The organism is Microbacterium oleivorans, assembly GCF_001644225.1.
In the GTDB taxonomy this organism is placed as follows: domain Bacteria; phylum Actinomycetota; class Actinomycetes; order Actinomycetales; family Microbacteriaceae; genus Microbacterium; species Microbacterium gawkjiense.
In genome coordinates this window covers 1,168,358-1,187,385 of record NZ_LSTV01000001.1, presented here as the reverse complement: position 1 = coordinate 1,187,385, position 19,028 = coordinate 1,168,358, and the positions used below count along the sequence as shown (strand labels likewise).

At 70.6% G+C, this 19,028-nt stretch carries 20 protein-coding genes; 11 read left to right on the top strand and 9 right to left on the bottom strand.

All coding sequences use genetic code 11. The annotated features are described in order from the left end of the window. The first annotated feature begins 43 nt into the window (after window positions 1-43). Window positions 44-643 carry an ArsR/SmtB family transcription factor gene (locus tag AYL44_RS05705; protein WP_064002233.1) on the top strand — a complete coding sequence of 200 codons (600 nt, stop codon included), beginning with the start codon at window positions 44-46 and terminating at the stop codon, window positions 641-643. Then, window positions 640-855, top strand: coding sequence for a hypothetical protein (locus AYL44_RS05700; RefSeq protein ID WP_064002232.1), 216 nt, complete (start codon window positions 640-642; stop codon window positions 853-855). The genes AYL44_RS05705 and AYL44_RS05700 overlap by 4 nt, the downstream gene beginning before the upstream one ends. A gap of 7 nt (window positions 856-862) precedes the next feature. Here the strand turns inward: AYL44_RS05700 and AYL44_RS05695 are convergent, their stop codons facing one another. Beyond that, window positions 863-1,111, bottom strand: a complete 249-nt coding sequence (locus tag AYL44_RS05695) for a hypothetical protein (RefSeq protein ID WP_064002231.1) — start codon at window positions 1,109-1,111, stop codon at window positions 863-865. Window position 1,112: 1 nt separating this feature from the next. Then, window positions 1,113-3,689, bottom strand: a complete 2,577-nt coding sequence (gene valS, locus AYL44_RS05690) for a valine--tRNA ligase (RefSeq protein WP_064002230.1) — start codon at window positions 3,687-3,689, stop codon at window positions 1,113-1,115. Between the two features lie 271 nt (window positions 3,690-3,960). Here valS and AYL44_RS05685 point away from each other — a divergent pair, with 271 nt between their 5' ends. Next, window positions 3,961-4,800 (top strand): type IV toxin-antitoxin system AbiEi family antitoxin domain-containing protein, encoded by an 840-nt coding sequence (locus AYL44_RS05685; protein ID WP_064002229.1) that lies wholly within the window; start codon window positions 3,961-3,963, stop codon window positions 4,798-4,800. 136 nt (window positions 4,801-4,936) lie between these two features. On the opposite strand, the gene AYL44_RS05680 is transcribed toward AYL44_RS05685, so the two are convergent. The 3 genes from AYL44_RS05680 to AYL44_RS05670 are packed head-to-tail and all read right to left on the bottom strand — an operon-like array spanning window position 4,937 to window position 7,224. Next, window positions 4,937-5,746: a MetQ/NlpA family ABC transporter substrate-binding protein gene (locus AYL44_RS05680; protein ID WP_064002228.1), complete on the bottom strand. Its 810-nt coding sequence runs from the start codon at window positions 5,744-5,746 to the stop codon at window positions 4,937-4,939. A 45-nt stretch (window positions 5,747-5,791) separates the two neighbouring features. Beyond that, on the bottom strand, window positions 5,792-6,484 hold the full coding sequence (locus tag AYL44_RS05675) for a methionine ABC transporter permease (protein WP_064002227.1): 693 nt from the start codon (window positions 6,482-6,484) through the stop codon (window positions 5,792-5,794). Beyond that, complete coding sequence (locus tag AYL44_RS05670; protein WP_064002226.1) at window positions 6,481-7,224, bottom strand: ATP-binding cassette domain-containing protein; 744 nt, start codon at window positions 7,222-7,224, stop codon at window positions 6,481-6,483. Before AYL44_RS05670 ends, AYL44_RS05675 begins: the two co-directional genes overlap by 4 nt. Window positions 7,225-7,272: 48 nt before the next feature. Between AYL44_RS05670 and AYL44_RS05665 the strand changes: the two genes are divergently transcribed. After that, window positions 7,273-7,686, top strand: coding sequence for an OsmC family protein (locus AYL44_RS05665; protein ID WP_064002225.1), 414 nt, complete (start codon window positions 7,273-7,275; stop codon window positions 7,684-7,686). Here the strand turns inward: AYL44_RS05665 and AYL44_RS05660 are convergent. Both AYL44_RS05660 and AYL44_RS05655 read right to left on the bottom strand, forming a co-directional pair. Beyond that, on the bottom strand, window positions 7,683-8,195 hold the full coding sequence (locus AYL44_RS05660) for a GNAT family N-acetyltransferase (protein WP_064002224.1): 513 nt from the start codon (window positions 8,193-8,195) through the stop codon (window positions 7,683-7,685). The genes AYL44_RS05665 and AYL44_RS05660 overlap by 4 nt on opposite strands. Next, window positions 8,192-8,854, bottom strand: a complete 663-nt coding sequence (locus AYL44_RS05655) for a pentapeptide repeat-containing protein (protein WP_064002223.1) — start codon at window positions 8,852-8,854, stop codon at window positions 8,192-8,194. Before AYL44_RS05655 ends, AYL44_RS05660 begins: the two co-directional genes overlap by 4 nt. A 220-nt stretch (window positions 8,855-9,074) precedes the next feature. Between AYL44_RS05655 and ileS the strand changes: the two genes are divergently transcribed. Genes ileS through ndk form a run of 4 tightly spaced genes read left to right on the top strand, consistent with a single transcriptional unit; the run spans window position 9,075 to window position 14,611 of the window. Continuing rightward, on the top strand, window positions 9,075-12,452 hold the full coding sequence (ileS, locus tag AYL44_RS05650) for an isoleucine--tRNA ligase (RefSeq protein ID WP_064002222.1): 3,378 nt from the start codon (window positions 9,075-9,077) through the stop codon (window positions 12,450-12,452). Next, window positions 12,449-13,801, top strand: coding sequence for a bifunctional folylpolyglutamate synthase/dihydrofolate synthase (locus AYL44_RS05645; protein ID WP_064002221.1), 1,353 nt, complete (start codon window positions 12,449-12,451; stop codon window positions 13,799-13,801). Before ileS ends, AYL44_RS05645 begins: the two co-directional genes overlap by 4 nt. Beyond that, window positions 13,798-14,193 carry a DUF4233 domain-containing protein gene (locus AYL44_RS05640; RefSeq protein WP_064002220.1) on the top strand — a complete coding sequence of 132 codons (396 nt, stop codon included), beginning with the start codon at window positions 13,798-13,800 and terminating at the stop codon, window positions 14,191-14,193. The genes AYL44_RS05645 and AYL44_RS05640 overlap by 4 nt, the downstream gene beginning before the upstream one ends. A 1-nt stretch (window position 14,194) precedes the next feature. Next, window positions 14,195-14,611, top strand: coding sequence for a nucleoside-diphosphate kinase (gene ndk / locus AYL44_RS05635; RefSeq protein ID WP_064002219.1), 417 nt, complete (start codon window positions 14,195-14,197; stop codon window positions 14,609-14,611). A gap of 52 nt (window positions 14,612-14,663) precedes the next feature. On the opposite strand, the gene AYL44_RS05630 is transcribed toward ndk, so the two are convergent. Then, the gene (locus AYL44_RS05630; protein ID WP_064002218.1) at window positions 14,664-15,269 is read right to left on the bottom strand and encodes a vitamin K epoxide reductase family protein; all 606 of its coding nucleotides are present in this window, start codon (window positions 15,267-15,269) and stop codon (window positions 14,664-14,666) included. 302 nt (window positions 15,270-15,571) lie between these two features. Here AYL44_RS05630 and AYL44_RS05625 point away from each other — a divergent pair, with 302 nt between their 5' ends. Next, the gene (locus tag AYL44_RS05625) at window positions 15,572-17,935 is read left to right on the top strand and encodes an Rne/Rng family ribonuclease (protein WP_064002217.1); all 2,364 of its coding nucleotides are present in this window, start codon (window positions 15,572-15,574) and stop codon (window positions 17,933-17,935) included. 9 nt (window positions 17,936-17,944) lie between these two features. On the opposite strand, the gene AYL44_RS05620 is transcribed toward AYL44_RS05625, so the two are convergent. Beyond that, window positions 17,945-18,217 (bottom strand): DUF4031 domain-containing protein, encoded by a 273-nt coding sequence (locus AYL44_RS05620; protein WP_064002216.1) that lies wholly within the window; start codon window positions 18,215-18,217, stop codon window positions 17,945-17,947. Window positions 18,218-18,428: 211 nt separating this feature from the next. On the opposite strand from AYL44_RS05620, the gene rplU reads away from it, so the two are divergent. Then, complete coding sequence (gene rplU, locus AYL44_RS05615; protein WP_064002215.1) at window positions 18,429-18,737, top strand: 50S ribosomal protein L21; 309 nt, start codon at window positions 18,429-18,431, stop codon at window positions 18,735-18,737. 21 nt (window positions 18,738-18,758) lie between these two features. Further along, a complete protein-coding gene (gene rpmA / locus AYL44_RS05610; protein ID WP_064002214.1) occupies window positions 18,759-19,016 on the top strand; it encodes a 50S ribosomal protein L27 in 258 nt (85 codons plus the stop codon). Window positions 19,017-19,028 lie beyond the last annotated feature (12 nt).

Below are 19,028 nucleotides of genomic sequence, written 5' to 3'. Positions count from 1 at the left end.
AGAAACACTTGCAAAGCTAGCCATGCAAAGGTATCTTTGCATCATGACCGAACAGCGACGGGCGCGCGAAGACCGCAAATTGGATGCCGGGGCCCTCCGCGCCCTCGCGCATCCGCTGCGTGTGCAGCTCTTCGACATCCTGTCGCAGTACGGCCCCCAGACGGCGAGTTCGCTCGCCGAGCGCACGGGGGAGTCCTCGGGGGCGACGAGCTACCACCTGCGGGCGCTGGCCAAACAGGACCTCATTCGCGAGATCCCCGACCGCGGTTCGGCGCGGGAGCGGTGGTGGGAGCGTGCGGACAAGTCGGTCTCCTTCGACAGCCCCGAGGCCCTCGCGTCGCCGGCCATCCGGTCGGCCACGCAACTCATCATGAACGAGTTCCTCGGTCGCCGGCACCAGCAGTTGATGCGTCACGTCAGCGAGGGCATCGCGTCGCCCGACAAGGAGGACGACGCCGCGATGATCTCCACCGCGAACATCCACCTCACGCGCGATGGCGCCATGGCGCTCATCGAGCGTCTGTCCGCCGTCGTCGACGAGGCCGTCGCCGGTGCCCGCGGGCGCGAAGAAGAGCCCGACCGACTGCCGTTCACCATCCGGGTGGACGTGTTCCAGCTTCCCGAGGACGGAGACGGACGATGACCACGATCACCATTCCTGTGCTGGACGTCGCCGCGCGTCCGACCCGGCTCGAGGCGGCACTGCTCGCGGCGTCGGCCTCGGTGCAGCGCGTCGTGGCCGCACGGATGATGCGCCGCGCCGAGCAGGCACTGACGCAGTCAGCCGCCGACGAGCACGTCGAGCGCACCCGCGCCGACGTCGCCGCGCACCTCGCGCGTCACCCGCGCGGCTGAGCCCCCGTCAGGCCATGCCGTCGTCGTCGAGATGACCGACGACGATCTCGCCCTCGCGGTTCACACGCACGACGACCCCTGTCTCGAGCTCCGCGACCGGGCGTCCCTCGAGCCAGGTCAGCGTCCATCGCGGGCGGGGCTGGCCGAGCGGATCCTGGTCGATCGTGGCGTCGACGGCCGCGATCTGGTCTCGCAGGATCTCCGGTACGGCGGACGGCGGCTGGTCGCCGCTGGTCCAACGGGTTCCGAGCTGCATGTCAGGCCTCCTGCGGGGTGAGGACGATGTCGCCGACCGACACCGTGTCGCCGGAGGCGTACGAGACCTCCGCGATGCGTCCGACGGCGGCCAGGTCGCCCTCGGCCGAGCGGATGGCGTCGAGTGCGGTATCCGGTCCTGTGATGGTCAGCGACGCGACCGGCGTCTTCTGCGAGGCCTTCGCCTCGGTCTTCGCGCGGCGCACGCTGATGAGCGCTTCGCCCACCGTCCGCAGCACGGCCGGGTCGCCCTCGATGCCGAGCGGTTCGGGCCACGGGGCGGTGTGCACCGACCCCTCCTCGAACCAGGACCAGGCCTCCTCCGCGGCGAACGAGAGCACCGGCGCGAGCAGACGCAGGAGCGTCGACAGGGCCATGCGGAGCGCGAGCGCTGCCGACGCCTGGCCGGCGTCGGCCTGGTTGTACGCGCGCTCCTTGACGAGCTCGAGGTAGTCGTCGCAGAAGGTCCAGAAGAATGCCTCGGTGACTTCCAGCGCGCGGGCGTGGTCGAAGGCGTCGAACGCCTTCGTCGCGTCGCGGACGACCTGATCGAGGGTCGCGAGCATCGACGCGTCGAGCGCGTGCGTGATGCGGGCGTCCTCGGGGACCGGGAACGACAGCACGAACTTCGCGGCGTTCAGCACCTTGATGGCCAGGCGGCGGCCGATCTTGACCTGCGTCGGATTCTGCGGGTCGAAGGCGGCGTCGGCGCCGAGACGGCTCGAGGCCGCCCAGTAGCGGACCGCATCCGTGCCGTGCGCGTCGAGGATGTCGGCCGGCGTGACGACGTTGCCCTTGGACTTCGACATCTTCTTGCGGTCGGGGTCGACGATGAAGCCCGAGATGGCGGCATCCGTCCACGGCGCGCGGCCGTCCTCGAGCACCGAGCGGACCATGGTCGAGAACAGCCACGTGCGGATGATGTCCTGCCCCTGCGGGCGCACGTCGAACGGGGCGACGAGGTTCCACAGCTCCTCGTCGCGCTGCCATCCGCCGGCGAGCTGCGGGGTCAGGGACGACGTCGCCCAGGTGTCGAAGATGTCGCGCTCGGCGTCGAAGCCGCCGGGCACGCCGCGCTGGTCCTCGGTGTAGCCGTCGGGCACGTCGGTGGTGGGGTCGACGGGCAGGCGCGACACGTCGGGCGTGAGGACGCGGTCGTAGTCCCGCTCGCCGTTCTCGTCGAGGCCGTACCAGACCGGGATCGGCACACCGAAGAAGCGCTGCCGCGACACGAGCCAGTCGCCGGTGAGACCGTTCGTCCAGTTCTCGTAGCGCACCCGCATGAAGTCGGGGTGCCAGCCCATGCTGCGCCCCATCTCGATGAGCTTTTCGCGCAGGTCGGCGTCGCGCGCGCCGTTGCGGAGGTACCACTGACGGGTCGAGACGATTTCGAGGGGGCGGTCGCCCTTCTCGTAGAACTTCACGGGGTGCGTGAACGGCTTCGACACCTCGAGCAGCTCGCCGGACTCCTCGAGCAGCTCGACGATGCGCTTCTTGGCGCTGAACACCGTCTTGCCGGCGAGTTCCGCGTAGGCCGCCTTCGCGGCATCCGTCACGAGCACGTCGGGAGCCTCGTCGATGATCCGGCCGTCGCGGCCGAGGATCGTGCGGTTGGGCAGATCGAGCTCGCGCCACCAGATGATGTCGGTCACGTCGCCGAAGGTGCAGATCATGGCGATGCCGGTGCCCTTGTCCTTCACCGCGAGGGGGTGGGGGAGGACCGGCACCTCGACGTCGAACAGCGGGGTGCGCACGGTCGAGCCGAAGTACGGCTGGTAGCGCTCGTCGTCGGGATTGGCCACGAGTGCGACGCAGGCGGGGAGCAGCTCGGGACGGGTCGTCTCGATGTGGATGTCGCCCGAGCCGTCGGACTTGTGGAAGGCGACGCGGTGGTACGAGGCCTGCTGGTCGCGGTCCTCGAGCTCGGCCTGCGCGATGGCGGAGCGGAAGTCGATGTCCCAGAGGGTGGGCGCCATCGCCTGGTAGGCCTCGCCGCGCTCCAGGTTGCGGAGGAAGGCGAGCTGGCTCGTGCGGATCGTGTCGTCCGAGATGGTGCGGTAGGTCTGCGTCCAGTCCACCGACAGGCCGAGCTTGCGGAACAGGTCCTCGAACTGCTTCTCGTCCTCGATCGTCAGCTCCTCGCAGAGCTCGATGAAGTTCCGTCGGCTGATCGGCACCTGGTCGGCCGGCTTCAGGCTCTTCGCGTCACCGCGGAACGGCGGGGTGAAGTCGGGGTCGTAGGGGAGCGACGTGTCGCAGCGCACGCCGTAGTAGTTCTGCACGCGGCGCTCGGTCGGCAGGCCGTTGTCGTCCCAGCCCATCGGGTAGAACACGGTCTTGCCGCGCATGCGCTCGTAGCGCACCTTCACGTCGGTGTGGGTGTAGCTGAACACGTGACCGATGTGGAGCGAGCCGGATGCCGTCGGGGGAGGCGTGTCGATCGAGAAGACGCCTGCGCGTCCCTTCGCCTTGGCCGCGTCGCGGTCGAATAGGTACGTGCCGGCGTCGGACCACGCGGCATCCCACTTCTGCTCGAGGCCTTCCAGGGCGGGCTTGTCGGGAATCTGCGCGTTCGTCATGGTGGGGCTCCTCGAGCGATATGTGCGGCACTGTGTGAGCGTGCCTGAGTGTGGATGCCGCGCCAGTCTACCGCCGGGGCGTCCGCCGGACGGGTGACGCGTCGCGAGGAGATGGAGGTTATCCAGGAGCGGATGCCGGAATCCGCCCCTCGGGACGCGTCATCTCCTCGCGAACTCCGCCGCTTCCTCCCCGGTGCCCACCGGGCCGCGCCCGTGCACACCGTTCCGGCGGTGCCGGTTCCTCGGCCGGTCAGGGCCGCAGGCTGTGCGGATGAGGGTGACGGATGCGGTGGGGCAGCGCGGTGGGATCGTCCGAGCGGCGGCGTTGCGCCGACTCGGCTTCAGTGAGCGCGCGGTGCGCACGGCGGTGGACACCGGGGAGCTCGTGAGGCCGCGGCGAGGATGGGTCGCCCTCCCGTCGAGCGACCCCGCGCTCCGCGCCGCGGCCGCTGCAGGGGTCGTCCTCTCGTGCGTCACGCAGGCGCAGCGACTGGGGCTGTGGGTGCTGCACGCGAAGGGGGCGCACGTCGCGGCATCCGCTCATTCGGGATCCGTCCGGACCGAGGAACCGGGCACGGTCGTCCACTGGTCCGAGCCGATCGTGCCGCGCGCACCGGACGCGCTCGTCGACCCGATTGAGAACGTCCTCGCGCTCACCGCGGGCTGTCTGCCGTTCGAAGAGGCGCTCGCGATCTGGGAGTCCGCGATCGAGCGGGGACTGGTCCAGCTGCCCGCGCTCCATCGGCTGCCGTTCCGCGGACGGGCACGCGAGGTCCTGGCCCAGGTGACACCCTTCGCCGGTTCGGGCCTCGAGTCCTTCATCCCGCCGCGGCTCGCGTGGCTGCGGGTGCCCATCGTGCCGCAGGCCTGGATCGCCGGACATCGCGTGGAATTCCTGTTGGGCGATCGCCTCGTCCTGCAGATCGACGGCGGCACCCACGTCGGCGCGCAGCGCGACAGGGACAACGCCCACGACGCCGAACTGATGCTCCTCGGGTACCACGTGATCCGCGTCGGGTACGTGCAGGTCGTGCATCGCTGGCACGTCGTGCAGGACGCCGTCGCGCGCGCGGTGGCGCAGGGGTTGCACCTCGCCGAGCGGTCACGCTGACGCTGTCGGTGACGCTTCGCGAGGAGATGGAGGTTATCGAGGAGCGGATGCCGGGATCCGCCCCTCAGGACGCGTCATCTCCTCGCGAACCTCCGCACAGCGGCGCGCCGCACGCGCCGCGGCCGGCGTCAGCGGGTCAGAACGCGGCCTCGATCGTCGCGTTGCCGTCGATGATCTCGCGCACCGGGTCGCTCGTGAATGCGTCGATGAGCGCCTCGGTGGAGGCGGCATCCGCGTCCTCCTCGGGGACGACCAGCTGCAGGGCGAAGCGGTCGTCGAGCTCGGTCAGCAGCCCGTCGTCCTGCGGGGTGAGGCCGAGGGCCGCGATGTGGGACGGCCACTGGAAGACCAGGTCGGCCTCGTCGTACGCCGTGTTGAGCTGGTTGATCTGGAGCTCGAGGAACTGCAGGTCCTTCGGGTTCTCGGCGATGTCGTCCACGGTCGCCTCGTACGGGTCGACCCCCTCGGCGAGGGTGATGATCTTCGCGTCGGCGAGCATCTTCAGCGCACGGCCGGTGTTGGAGGCGTCGTTCGGGATCGCGACGGTCGCCCCCTGGGGCAGGTCCGCGATGTCGTCGATCGTCTTCGAGTAGAACGCGATCGTGAAGTTGTAGATCGGCTGGACCGCTGTCAGCGACGCGTCGTTCGCGGCGTTGAACTCCTGCATGTAGGGCTCGTGCTGCGAGAAGTTCGCGTCGATGTCGCCGGCGGCGAGCATCTTGTTGATCGTGACGTAGTCGGCGACCTCGACGAGCTCGATGGCGTACCCGTCCTCGATCTCGTCGGCGGCGGCCTCGACGATGTCGGTCATGGGGGAGGTGACGGCGCCGACCCGCAGCGTCTGCACCTGCTCACCGCCCGGTGCGGCAGGCGAGGCGCAGCCGGCCAGCAAGGCGACGGCGGCGGCCGTGAGGGCGGCGGCGAGGGTGAGGCGGCGCGGGGACATGGTGCTCCTTGTGGGATGGGGGTGGATGCCGGTGGTGGCGGACGCTCAGCGATGGTCGAGGCGGACCGAGATCCGCTGCCCGACCGCTTGGATCACGAGGACGATGGCGAGGATGACGAGGATCGTGAAGTACATGAGCGCGTCGTCGTACTCCTGGTAGCCGTACCGCAGAGCGAAGTCTCCGATCCCGCCGCCGCCGACCACGCCGAGGACGGTCGAGTAGGACAGCAGGCTGATGCTCGCCGAGGTCAGCGCGTACACGAGACCCGGCAGCGCTTCGGGCAGGAGGAACCGCCACACGGTCTGCGGCACCGTGGCCCCGAGGGTCTGCGCGACGCGGGGGATGCCGGGGCTCACCTCGCGGAGGATCTGCTCGACCAAGCGGCCGTAGACGGCGACGGCGACGACGCAGAGGGAGAAGGTCGCAGCGGGCGTGCCGAAGGTGGTGCCGTAGATCGCCCGGGTCGCCGGCACGAGGAACACGACCAGCAGCAGGAACGGGAAGGACCGGATGACGTTGATGAGGACGTTCGCGACGGTCCACACGACCCGCTGCGGGCGGATGCCCCCGGGGCGCGTGAGGTAGACGGCGGCGCCGAGGGGCAGGCCGAGCACCACGGCGGCCGCCAGCGAGACGCCGAGCATGTAGCCGGTCTCGCCCAGGGCCTCGATGAGGTCGTCGCCGCGCTCGGCCAGCGACGCTCCAAGCGAGGCGAGGACATCCTGGGGGTCGTTCATGCGCCGAGCTCCCGTCGCGCGCGATCGAGGTACGTCTCGCGCTCGCCGCGTACGGTCGGCGAGACCGCGAGGATCTCGACGAGCCGGCCGTCGTCGAACAGGGCGACGCGGTCGCAGATCGAGCGGACGACGTCGAGATCGTGGGTGACGATCACGACGGTCGTCCCGAAGCGGTCGCGGGCGTCGCGCAGGAGGTCGAGCACCTCACCGGCGGTCGCCGCGTCGAGCGCCGAGGTGGGCTCGTCGCACAGCAGCAGCCGGGGGCGCGTCACGAGGGCGCGGGCGATGCCGACGCGCTGGCGCTGACCACCGCTCAGCTGGGCGGGATACGCGTCGGCCCGGTGGTCGAGCCCGACGAAGCGCAGCGCATCGTCGACGGCCTGGGCTGACCGCTCGCTCCGGGGGCGGAGGGCGAGAGGGACGTCGACGTTCTGCCGCACCGTCCGATTCGCGAGGAGGTGCACGCCCTGGAAGACGACGCCGATCTCGCGCCGCAGGCGGCGGAGCCCCGTTCGACCGAGCCGTCCGACATCCTGGCCGAGCACGCTCACCGTGCCCGAGGTGGCGGCGACCTCACCCGTCAGCACCGAGAGGAGGGTGCTCTTCCCGGCGCCGCTCTCGCCGATGACGCCGAGGATCTCGCGGTCGGCGACGGTCAGGTCCACGTCTGCGAGACCGCGGACGCCTCCGGGGTACTCCACACCCGCGCGAGCGAGCTCGACAGGGGGCGCAGGCAGCACGAAAGGACCTCAGAACGTTGTTGGATGAAGTCCAATTATAGTTCTGGCATGAGCACCAGGTACCGGACCGAGGCGATCAACGACGACGGCGGGACCGGTGTCAGCCGGGTGGTCGGCGGCCTGGAGGTCGCGGTCTCGAACCCGCTGAGCCCCGATGCGGACCTGTCGCGCAGCAATCCCGAGCAGCTGCTCGCCCTCGCCTGGGCCACCTGCCTCGACGCCACCCTGCAGGCGATCGTGAAGGCTGCGCACCGGACGCGGGTCCGCGTCGAGGTCGAGCTCCACGACTCCCCGGAGCGCGGCGGCTACGAGTTCCACGCCACCGCCTTCGTCTCCGCCGAGGGACGCACCCTCGCCGAGACAGAGGAACTCGTCGCTGCCGCGCACGACCGATGCCCGATCTCGCGGCTCCTGCAGGGAGCGGCGACCGTCGGCATCCGTGCGGAGGACTGGGCCTCCTAGCGGTCCACGGCGAAACCGAGGTGCGGCATGTCGACGCCTCGGTAGTGGGTGATGAAGCGGCGACGGACCGTCATCCCCAGGCGGATGGCGACGTTCATGGAGGCGAGGTTCGTGTCGCGGACCTTCGCCCACACGGCCGGCGCGTCCAGCGCGCGGAACGCCCAGTCCCGCGACGCCGCCGCAGCCTCGGTCGCATACCCCCGGTGCCAGTGCGTCCGGCGGAAGAGGTACCCGACTTCGAGGACCTCGTCGTCGTCGATGCGCTGCCGGGTGATGCCGCACTGCCCGATCACCTCGCCCGGTGCGTCGGCGAGCTCGACGGCCCAGAGCCCGAACCCGTCCTCCGCATAGCGCCGGAGGTTGCGCTCGAGCCACGCCCGGCATTCCGCGTCGGTGAACGCGCCCTCGTACGCCGTCATGGCGACCGGATCGGTGAGGATCGACCGGAGCGCCGGCAGGTCGTCCTCACCCATCTCGCGGAGGGTCAGCCGTGCCGTCCGGAGCGTCACGCGTGCGTCCGCACGTCGATGCCGAGGGATGCCGCGAGCGCGAGCGCGTGCGAGGTCGCCTGGTCGGCGGTCAGGGTGACGCCGCGCAGCATCCGGACGTCCGTGAACGAGAGCACCTCCGCGCCGCGCAGGTCGACGTCGCTCGCCTGCCACTCGCGCAGGTCCATCTCGTCGACGGCCGTGTCGGTGGCACGCATCCGCTCGACGCGGGCGCCCGGCAGGTCGAGGGTGCCGATGCGGCATCCGCTCACCTCGACGTCGCGCAGGGTCGCGCCCCCACCCGTCAGGTAGTCGACCCGCACGCCGTCGAGGACGAGCCCGTCGCACCGCGCTCGCGAGAGGTCGAGCGTGCCGATCCGGCCGCCGCGCACCACGACCGTCCGCCACGTCGCGTCGCGGGCGATCAGTTCGGCGGCCGACACCCCGTCCACGACGACGTCCGCCAGGATCGCGCCGGTCAGATCGAGGGAGTGAACGGATGCCGGGGCCACGACGCTCTCGCTGATGCGGCTGTGCGCGGCATCCGTCGTTCCGGGGTCGAGGTCGATGCGCGCCTCGGAGAACCCGCCCGACCGGCGCGGCGTCGCGGGTTCGAACGCGCGGGGCAGATCGGGATCGGGGATGCGGGGCGGCTCTGGACGGGTGCGGGGGCGGGCCATGACGCCAGGTTATGCCGACGGTATGATCGAGTCATCAGCACCGATCCGGCCATCACCGGGGAGCTCTCGGAAGAACAGCGGTCCGCCGCCCAGTAGAACCGAGCGGGGCAGGCCCGTCATCGCCGCAGGTGAGTGGGTGCTCCCGGATCCGGGTGGCATCAAGCGGGGTGGTACCGCGGTCTCCGGATCGTCCTCGCAGGAGCAGACCTGCAGGAGTGACATGACCTACCCCCGACCTTCCGCCTTCGGCCCCGCCGCAGACGCGCCCGCGGCCGTCGTCCCGAGCCCGCGCTTCCCCGACCTCGAGCGCGAGGTCCTCGCGTTCTGGGAGCAGGACGACACTTTCCGCGCCTCGATCGCGCAGCGCGACGGCGCCGACGAGTGGGTGTTCTACGACGGTCCGCCGTTCGCCAACGGCCTGCCGCACTACGGGCACCTGCTCACCGGCTACGCGAAGGACCTCTTCCCGCGCTTCCAGACCATGCGCGGCAAGAAGGTCGACCGTGTCTTCGGCTGGGACACGCACGGCCTCCCCGCCGAGCTCGAGGCGATGAAGCAGCTCGGGATCACCGAGAAGAGCGAGATCGAGGACATGGGGATCGCCGCCTTCAACGCGAAGGCGCGCTCCTCCGTGCTCGAGTACACGCAGGAGTGGGAGAACTACGTCACCCGGCAGGCCCGCTGGGTCGACTTCGAGCGCGGCTACAAGACGCTCGACACCGGGTACATGGAGTCCGTGCTGTGGGCCTTCAAGGAGCTCTACGACAAGGACCTCGCCTACGAGGGGCACCGCGTGCTGCCGTACTGCTGGCGCGACGAGACGCCGCTGTCGAACCACGAGCTGCGCATGGACGACGACGTCTACAAGATGCGCCAGGACCCGTCGGTGACGGTGACCTTCCCCCTCGTCGGCGCGAAGGCCGAGGCCCTCGGCCTCACCGCCGTCCGCGCCCTCGCCTGGACGACGACGCCGTGGACCCTGCCGACCAACCTCGCGCTCGTCGTCGGACCCGACATCGAGTACGTCGTCCTGCCGGGCGGTCCCGCCGGCGCCGCCGACATCCACGAGGACGCCCTCGAGGGACAGTCCCACCGCTACCTGCTCGCCGCCGACCTCCTCGCGAACTACGCGAAGGACCTCGGCTACGCCTCCGCCGAGGAGGCGCGCGCCGCCGTCGACCAGACCGTCCGCGGAGCGGAGCTCGCCGACGTCGCGTACGACCGCCTGTTCGACTACTACGCCGACGAAGAGACGTGGGGCACGCAGAACGCCTGGCGCATCCTCGTCGACGACTACGTCACCACGACCGACGGCACCGGCATCGTCCACCAGGCCCCGGCCTACGGTGAGGACGACCAGCGTGTGACGGGGGCCGCCGGCATCCCGCTCATCATGAGCCTCGACGACGGCGGACGCTTCCTGCCGCAGGTGACCGACGTCGCCGGCGAGCTGTGGATGGACGCCAACCGTCCCCTCATCCGCCTGCTGAAGGCCGAGGGGCGCCTCTTGCGCGAGGCGTCGTACGAGCACTCGTACCCGCACTGCTGGCGCTGCCGGAACCCCCTCATCTACAAGGCCGTCTCGAGCTGGTTCGTGCGCGTCACCTCGATCAAGGACCGCCTCGTCGAGCTCAACGAGCAGATCACGTGGGCGCCCGAGAACGTCAAGCACGGACAGTTCGGCAAGTGGCTCGAGGGCGCGCGCGACTGGTCGATCAGCCGCAACCGGTTCTGGGGCTCGCCGATCCCGGTGTGGAAGAGCGACGACCCCGAGTACCCGCGCGTCGACGTCTACGGTTCGCTCGAGGACCTCGAGCGCGACTTCGGTCGCCTGCCGGTGAACGAGGCCGGCGAGGTGGACCTCCACCGCCCGTTCATCGACGACCTGACCCGGCCGAACCCCGACGACCCGACCGGGCAGTCCACGATGCGCCGCATCGAGGACGTGTTCGACGTGTGGTTCGACTCCGGCTCGATGCCGTACGCGCAGGTGCACTACCCGTTCGAGAACCGCGAGTGGTTCGACGAGCACGCTCCCGCGGACTTCATCGTCGAGTACATCGGGCAGACCCGCGGCTGGTTCTACGTCATGCACGTGCTCTCGGGTGCGCTGTTCGACCGTCCCGCGTTCTCGGGCGTCGCCTGCCACGGCATCGTCCTCGGCAGCGACGGGCAGAAGATGTCGAAGTCCCTGCGCAATTACCCGGACGTCAGCGAGGTCTTCGACCGCGACGGCTCCGACGCGATGCGCTGGTTCCTGATGAGCTCGTCGGTCCTGCGCGGCGGCAACCTCGTCGTCACCGAGGAGGGCATCCGCTCCGGCGTGCGCGAGTTCCTCCTGCCGCTGTGGAACGCCTGGTACTTCTTCTCGACGTACGCGAACGCGGCCGGCGGACCCGACGGCGAGGGGTACGAGGCCGTCTGGCGCACGGACTCCACCAACGTCCTCGACCGTCACATCCTGGCGCTCACCGGCGACCTCGTCCGCGACGTCGCCGCCGACCTCGAGGCGCTCGACTCGACGATGGCCGCCGCCAAGCTCCGCGAGTTCGCCGAGGCGCTCACCAACTGGTACATCCGCCGCTCCCGCGACCGGTTCTGGGTGGGGGTGGATGCCGCCGACCCGAGCACGACCGAGGCGTTCGACACGCTCTACACGGTGCTCGAGACGCTCACCCGCGTCGCAGCGCCCCTCATCCCGCTCGTCGCCGAGCGCGTCTGGCAGGGACTCACCGGGGGTCGCAGCGTGCACCTCGAGGACTGGCCCGACGCAGAGCGGTTCGCCGCGGCATCCGACATCCGCGAAGCCATGGACACTGTCCGCGAGGTCTCGTCGGTCGCCAACGCGCTGCGCAAGAAGGAGGGCAAGCGCGTGCGTCTGCCCCTCGCGTCGCTGACGGTCGCCGTGACGGGCGCCGACGGACTCGCGCAGTTCGAGGACATCGTCCGCGACGAGCTCAACGTCAAGGAGGTCGAGGTCGTCGAGCTCACCGACGGCCTGGCCGAGCAGTACGGCATCAGCCAGCGTCTCGCGGTCAACGCGCGCGCCGCGGGGCCGCGCCTGGGCAAGCAGGTGCAGCACGTCATCAAGGGCGCCAAGGCGGGCCTGTGGAGCGAGGAAGGCGGCGTTGTCGTCGTCGACGGCATCGCGCTCGAGCCGGGGGAGTACGACCTCACGCTCGAGGCGGGCGGCGTCGCCGAGGGCACCGCGATCGCGCTCCTTCCGCGCGGCGGCTTCGTCCTGCTCGACACCACGACGACGCCCGAGCTCGAGGCCGAAGGCCTCGCGCGCGACGTCATCCGCGCCGTGCAGGACGCCCGTAAGGCGGCCGGATTCGAGGTGAGCGACCGCATCGCGCTGCAGCTCACCTTCGCCGACCGTGCCGACGCCGAAGCCGTCGCCGCGGCGTTCGACGTCGCCGACGTCGCGGGCGAGACGCTGTCGGTCGCCGACCTCGTCGCGATCGCCGACGGCGACACGCTGCGCGGCGAGGCCCTGCGGTCGAGCCCCGAGTACACGGCATCCGTCCCCGCCGGCACGTACGCGAACGCCGGCGACCTCACCATCGGCGTCCGCCGGATCGGAGCGACCTCATGAGCGACCGGACCCGAGCGGATGCCGTGTACGCGGCGCTCCTGCAGCGGCAGGGCGAGAGGTGGGTCGAGCCCCGCGTCGAGCGCACCCGCCGCGCCCTCGAGCTCCTCGGCGATCCGCAGCGGACCTACCGCGTCATCCACGTGACGGGCACGAACGGCAAGACGTCGACGAGCCGCATCGCGGAATCGATCGTGCGCGCCCACGGACTGCGCACGGGGCTGTTCACCAGCCCTCACCTCGAGCGGTTCACGGAGCGGATCATGATCGACGGCGAGCCGATCGCCGATGCCGCGGTCGCCGACGCGTGGGACGAGATCGCCCCGATCGTCGCGCTGGTGGACGGGGAGCTCGATGGCAAGGGCGAGCCGCCGCTCACCTTCTTCGAGCTGCTCACCGTGCTCGCCTTCGTCTCGTTCGCCGACGCCCCCGTGGACGTCGCCGTGATCGAGGTGGGCATGGGCGGCGCGTGGGACTCGACGAACACGGCCGACGGCGACGTCGCGGTCTTCGCCCCCATCGACATCGACCACGCCGACAAGCTCGGCGACACGATCGCCGAGATCGCGACGGTGAAGGCCGGGATCATCAAGCCGAACGCGGCTGCCGTCTCGGCGGCGCAGCAGCCCGCGGCCCTCAGCGTGCTGACGACGGCCGCGCGGGCTCAGGGCGCGTCCCTGGCCGTCGAGGGCGAGCAGTTCGGCCTGCTCGACCAGAAGCTCGCGGTCGGCGGTCAGCTGCTCACGGTCCGCGGACTCGCCGCGACCTATGAGGAGCTGTATCTGCCCCTTTACGGCGCGCACCAGGGGCGCAACGCCGCCCTCGCGATCGCCGCGGTCGAGTCGCTCATCGGCGGTGGCACGCAGCCGATCGCCCCCGATGTGCTGGCCGACGGACTCGGTGCCGCCACTTCGCCGGGGCGCCTGCAGCTCGTGGGAGTCGCGCCCACCGTGCTCGTGGACAGCGCCCACAATCCGCATGGCGCGCGATCGCTCGTCGCAGCGCTCGGCGAGTCGTTCGACTTCGACGAGTGGGGCCTCGTTCTCGGCGCCTTCGCCGATAAGGACGTCGCAGGCATCGTCGGCACGCTCGCGCCCGCCGTCGCGCACGTGTTCGCCACGGCGCCCGAGTCCGACCGGGCGGAGGAACCGGATGCCGTCGCCGACCTCGTCGAGCAGACCGAGACACCCGTGACGGTCCACCGCGACCTCGCCGAGGCAGCCGAGGCCGCGCGTGCGTGGGCCGCGGCATCCGACCGCCGGGCCGTCGTCATCGCCGGCAGCGTCGTGCTCGCCGGCGAAGCCGTCGTGCTCGCCGAGGCGGAGGACTGGAAGTCGGGGTACGAGGCGTGAGCGGGCCGCGCGTGCGCCGCCGGCGCGGCGCTCGGGAATCGCTCCTCTCGGTCATCCTCGGTTTCGAGTCGATCGTCGCGTTCCTCGCCGGTCTCGCGGTCTACGGCCTGCGCGCGCTGCCCGAGGGCATCGAGCCGTGGTGGGGGATCGTCGGCGGCGTCGTCCTCGGCCTCCTGATGATCGCCCTCGCAGGGGTCACCCGGTACCGCTGGGCGGTCATCGCCGGCGGCGCCCTGCAGGTCGTCATCGCGCTCGGGGCGATCCTCGTGCCCGCGCTCCTCATCGCGACGGCCGTTTTCGGCGCGTTGTACGTCTATGGCACCATCAAGGGCGGCGCGCTCGATGCGCGCAACGCCTCACTCGCCGCCGAGGCGGAGAAGAACGGAGACTGACATGGCCACCGAACAGACCCTCGTCCTGGTGAAGCCCGACGGGGTCGCCCGCGGACTCACCGGCGCGATCCTCGCCCGCATCGAGGCGAAGGGGTACTCGCTCGTCGACATCCGCCTCGTCGAGCCCGACCGTGAGCGTCTCGAGCAGCACTACGCCGAGCACGCCGGCAAGCCCTTCTACGAGCCGCTGCTCGAGTTCATGATGTCGGGGCCCTCGGTCGCCATCCGCCTCGCCGGCAACCGCGTCATCGAGGGGTTCCGCTCCCTGGCCGGCACCACCGACCCGACCACGGCGGCACCGGGCACCATCCGCGGCGACTTCGGCCGCGACTGGGGTCTCGCCGTCCAGCAGAACCTCGTCCACGGCAGCGACAGCGTCGAGTCCGCGAACCGCGAGCTCGCCATCTGGTTCGACTGACCCGGATCCACGAGAGCGCCCGTCCCGTCATCGGGGCGGGCGCTTCGTCGTGTCAGCGGGTGAACTCCGAGATCCAGTCGAGCTGCACCTGCGCGACCACCCCGATGATGGCGAAGGCGACGATCGCCATGAGCGGCGTCCACGCCATCAAAGCGTCCGCGCGACGGCGCGCGGCAGCGGAGGCCGGCAGCGCGCCGACCCGCACCAGATGCACGGCGACGGCGAAGAACGTCGGGATCGTCACCGACCACGTGACCATGCACCAGGGGCAGAGGGTCGCGAGCACGAAGATGCTCTGCGAGATGAGCCAGAGGACGAAGGCGAAGGCGGCGGTGACTCCGAGCCCGAACAGCACCCAGAACCATCGCGCGAAGCGCGCGCCGGCGAGCAGCGCCGCACCGACGACGATCGGCGCGACCCAGCCCGTCAGGCCGAGGATCGGGTTCGGGAACCCGAACACCGACCCCTGCGCCGATTCGAGGTTCTTGCCGCATTGGACGAGCAGGCTGATGTCGCAGGATGCCGCCGACCCGGGATTCTCGAGGAGATGGAAGCGCTCGGTGGTCAGCTGGAAGGCGGCGAACCAGCCCACGACGCCGGCGAAGATGAGCCACAGGGCGAAGACGGTCGGGCGGGAGGTGCGGCTCGGGGAGGGCATGCGGGCGATTATCGCACCGCGCGTGATCCGCTCTCTGAGGCGCCGGCCGTGCATATCCGAGGGCGTCGGTCACGGCTCCGGCTCGGGAAGTGGGATAATGGGGGTCGACGTCCCCGCGGCCGCGCCGCCAGGATGTCACCAGAAGACTTCGGGCGAGCAACGCCCGCGCAGCATCACCCCGCCGCGAGTGCGGGGATCGGCTGCAGACCAGATGAGTTCGCGGCACACCTCCGAAACCGGAGCGGAGCCGCCCGATTTTCGCCGGACGGCACGCGGAGCCGTCGGCTGGGAGTAAGCCAGAGATGGCAGATGAGACGAACGACACGACAGCATCCGGTGCGACCGAGGGCGTTCTGACGCCTCACGACGCCGACGGCGGGACCGAGACCGGTCAGCTCGTCGAGGCGGAGTCGCAGCCCGCCGAGCCGACCGAGGACGCGCCCGCGGACGCGACCGTCGAGGTCGAGGCCCCCGCCGAGGTGGCTCCGGCCGCCGAGGCTCCCGTCGAAGAGGCGCCCGCCGAAGAGGCGCCCGTGACCGAGGCGTCCGCGGCGGAGGCGCCCGTGACCGAGACGCCCGCGGCGGAAGCGCCGGCGGCACCGGAAGAGCCCGCCGCTCCCGCGATCCCCACCGCCGTGAGCCTCGGCCTGCTCCCCGAGCAGTTCGTCTCCGCGGTGTCGACCGCGCTGCACTTCTACGCCCCCGAGGTCGCCCCGCTCCCGGCTCTGCCGCGCGACGAGCGTGACGACCGCGACGACGCCGGAGCCGAGGCATCCGGGGGATCGCGTCGCCGCAACCGCCGGCGCGGCGGCGGTAACACGTCCGAGCAGAACGACGAGCCCGCGGCGCCGCGTCGTCGTGTCGTCGAGGTCATCACCGAGCCGCAGCGCATCAAGGGTTCGACGCGCCTCGAGGCCAAGAAGCAGCGTCGCCGCGACGGACGGGAGGCGGGCCGTCGGCGCGCCGTCGTCACCGAGGCGGAGTTCCTCGCGCGCCGCGAGTCGGTCGACCGCGACATGATCGTCCGTTCGCGCGGCGGCCGCATCCAGATCGCCGTGCTCGAGGACAACGTCCTCGTCGAGCACTACGTCGCGCGCAACCAGGACGCCTCCCTCATCGGCAACGTCTACCTCGGCCGCGTGCAGAACGTGCTCCCCAGCATGGAGGCGGCCTTCGTCGACATCGGTCGCGGTCGCAACGCCGTGCTGTACTCCGGCGAGGTGGACTGGGATGCCGTCGAGACCGGCAACCAGCCGCGCCGGATCGAACTCGCCCTCAAGTCCGGCGACCGCGTCCTCGTACAGGTCACCAAGGACCCCGTCGGTCACAAGGGTGCGCGCCTGACCAGCCAGATCTCGCTCCCCGGCCGCTACCTCGTGTACGTGCCCGGCGGCGCGATGAACGGCATCTCGCGCAAGCTCCCCGACACCGAGCGCGCCCGCCTCAAGAAGATCCTCAAGGAGGTCCTCCCGGAGTCCTCGGGCGTCATCGTGCGCACCGCGGCGGAGGGGGCCACCGAGGAGCAGCTCATCCGCGACGTGCAGCGCCTCACCTCGCAGTGGGAGCACATCAGCACGCAGGCCCAGACGGGCCAGGCGCCCGCGCTCCTGCACTCCGAGCCCGACCTGCTCGTCAAGATCGTCCGCGACGTCTTCAACGAGGACTTCCGCAAGATGCTCATCCAGGGCGATGAGGCCTACCAGACGATCACGTCCTACCTCACCGGCGTCGCCCCCGACCTGCTCGAGCGCATCGAGAAGTACGAGGGGGAGCAGGACCCGTTCGACGTGTTCCGCGTGACGGAGCAGATCGAGAAGGCGCTCGATCGCAAGGTGTGGCTGCCCTCCGGCGGATCGCTCGTCATCGACCGCACCGAGGCCATGACGGTCGTCGACGTCAACACCGGCAAGTTCGTCGGCACGGGTGGCAACCTCGAGGAGACCGTCACCAAGAACAACCTCGAGGCTGCGGAGGAGATCGTCCGCCAGCTGCGGCTGCGCGACATCGGCGGCATCATCGTCGTCGACTTCATCGACATGGTGCTCGAGTCCAACCGCGACCTCGTCCTGCGCCGCCTCGTCGAGTGCCTGAGCCGCGACCGGACGAAGCACCAGGTCGCCGAGGTCACCTCGCTCGGCCTCGTGCAGATGACCCGCAAGAAGATCGGCCTCGGGCTGCTCGAGACCTTCAGTGAGGCGTGCGAGGTGTGCGCCGGTCGCGGCGTCATCGTGCACCACGACCCGGTCGTCAAGCACCGCACTTCGTCGGGCGGAGGCAACGGCAACGGCAACAACCGGCGCCCGCGTCAGAACGGCGGCTCCGCGCCGGCGCAGAACGGTGCCGCCACCGCGCCGGCACCCGGTGGCACGCACGTGATCACCGAGGGCGTGAAGTCCGCGCTCGCGCAGATCGCGGCATCCACCATCCAGCCGCACGAGGAGCCTGCCGCCGTCGTCGCGGAGGAGCCCGTCGCCGAGCGTCCCGAGCGGCCCAAGCGCCCGCGTCGCAAGAAAGCGGAGCCCGCCAAGACCGACGCCGACCGCCTGCTCGACTCGGTGCTCGAGGCGCTGCCCGAGCCGAAGGCGCCCGGTCAGGGGCGCGCGCGTCGTCGCGTCACGACCGCCGCGCTGACCGGCACGCCCGTCCAGACCCCGACCGAGGACTGATCTCGCACGTCACCGTCCGCGGCGCTCGCGGGCGGTGACGCGCAGTCCCGAGGCGATCAGCCGACGGACGAGGTCGTGCGCACTCACGCGCTCCGCACCGCCCGCCACGAGGCGGTCGATCGCGTCCTCGGGGACGTCGTAATGGTCGCGATCGAAGGCGCGGGGCGGGATGCCGTGGGTCGCCGCGAAGGCGTGGAGCTCGTCGAGGTCGCTGTCCGAGACCATGTGGGCCCAGAGCCTGCCGTGCGCCGGCCACATCGCGGAGTCGACGAGGATGGCCATCCGCCGATCATATGACCGCACCGCGCGAGGGGGACCGGCCGCGGCGCGCCGGGCCGAGCTTTTGCCCTCACTGCGGCGATCGGGTATTCTGGCTCCTTGGTGCGTCACGTGTCGCAGGCAGTTGCGACGCAGAGCCTGGCTTCCGCACCACGACTTCCAGTCTCATCAGACAATCGGAGCCGAGCGCTCCACAGAAGAAACAAGGTGTGAAGTGGTTTACGCAGTTGTGCGCGCCGGTGGCCGTCAGGAGAAGGTCCAGGTCGGCACCATCGTCGTCCTCGACCGTCAGGCGGCGAAGGTCGGCGACAAGATCGAGCTCCCCGCCGTCCTGTTCGTCGACGGCGATGCCGTGACGACCGACGCCGACAAGCTCGCGAAGGTCAAGGTCACCGCCGAGGTCCTCGGCGAGGAGCGCGGCCCGAAGATCGTCATCCAGAAGTTCAAGAACAAGACCGGCTACAAGAAGCGCCAGGGCCACCGCCAGGACCTCACGCGCGTCAAGATCACCGGCATCAAGTAAGAAGCCGAGAGGACACGAGAGATGGCACACAAAAAGGGCGCAAGCTCCACCCGTAACGGTCGTGACTCCAACGCACAGCGCCTCGGCGTGAAGCGTTTCGGCGGCCAGCAGGTCCTCGCCGGCGAGATCATCGTCCGTCAGCGCGGCACCCACTTCCACCCGGGCGCCGGTGTCGGCCGCGGTGGCGACGACACGCTGTTCGCGCTGGCCGCGGGCGCGGTCGAGTTCGGCACGAAGGGCGGCCGCAAGGTCGTCAACATCGTGTCGGTCGCCGAGTAATCGGACGCAATC

Coding starts and splice junctions, on each gene's coding strand:
- AYL44_RS05705 (WP_064002233.1), top strand. CDS start 44: ATGACCGAACAGCGACGGGCGCGCGAAGACCGCAAATTGGATGCCGGG.
- AYL44_RS05700 (WP_064002232.1), top strand. CDS start 640: ATGACCACGATCACCATTCCTGTGCTGGACGTCGCCGCGCGTCCGACC.
- AYL44_RS05695 (WP_064002231.1), bottom strand. CDS start 1,111: ATGCAGCTCGGAACCCGTTGGACCAGCGGCGACCAGCCGCCGTCCGCC.
- valS (WP_064002230.1), bottom strand. CDS start 3,689: ATGACGAACGCGCAGATTCCCGACAAGCCCGCCCTGGAAGGCCTCGAG.
- AYL44_RS05685 (WP_064002229.1), top strand. CDS start 3,961: ATGAGGGTGACGGATGCGGTGGGGCAGCGCGGTGGGATCGTCCGAGCG.
- AYL44_RS05680 (WP_064002228.1), bottom strand. CDS start 5,746: ATGTCCCCGCGCCGCCTCACCCTCGCCGCCGCCCTCACGGCCGCCGCC.
- AYL44_RS05675 (WP_064002227.1), bottom strand. CDS start 6,484: ATGAACGACCCCCAGGATGTCCTCGCCTCGCTTGGAGCGTCGCTGGCC.
- AYL44_RS05665 (WP_064002225.1), top strand. CDS start 7,273: ATGAGCACCAGGTACCGGACCGAGGCGATCAACGACGACGGCGGGACC.
- AYL44_RS05655 (WP_064002223.1), bottom strand. CDS start 8,854: ATGGCCCGCCCCCGCACCCGTCCAGAGCCGCCCCGCATCCCCGATCCC.
- ileS (WP_064002222.1), top strand. CDS start 9,075: ATGACCTACCCCCGACCTTCCGCCTTCGGCCCCGCCGCAGACGCGCCC.
- AYL44_RS05645 (WP_064002221.1), top strand. CDS start 12,449: ATGAGCGACCGGACCCGAGCGGATGCCGTGTACGCGGCGCTCCTGCAG.
- ndk (WP_064002219.1), top strand. CDS start 14,195: ATGGCCACCGAACAGACCCTCGTCCTGGTGAAGCCCGACGGGGTCGCC.
- AYL44_RS05630 (WP_064002218.1), bottom strand. CDS start 15,269: ATGCCCTCCCCGAGCCGCACCTCCCGCCCGACCGTCTTCGCCCTGTGG.
- AYL44_RS05625 (WP_064002217.1), top strand. CDS start 15,572: ATGGCAGATGAGACGAACGACACGACAGCATCCGGTGCGACCGAGGGC.
- AYL44_RS05620 (WP_064002216.1), bottom strand. CDS start 18,217: ATGGCCATCCTCGTCGACTCCGCGATGTGGCCGGCGCACGGCAGGCTC.
- rpmA (WP_064002214.1), top strand. CDS start 18,759: ATGGCACACAAAAAGGGCGCAAGCTCCACCCGTAACGGTCGTGACTCC.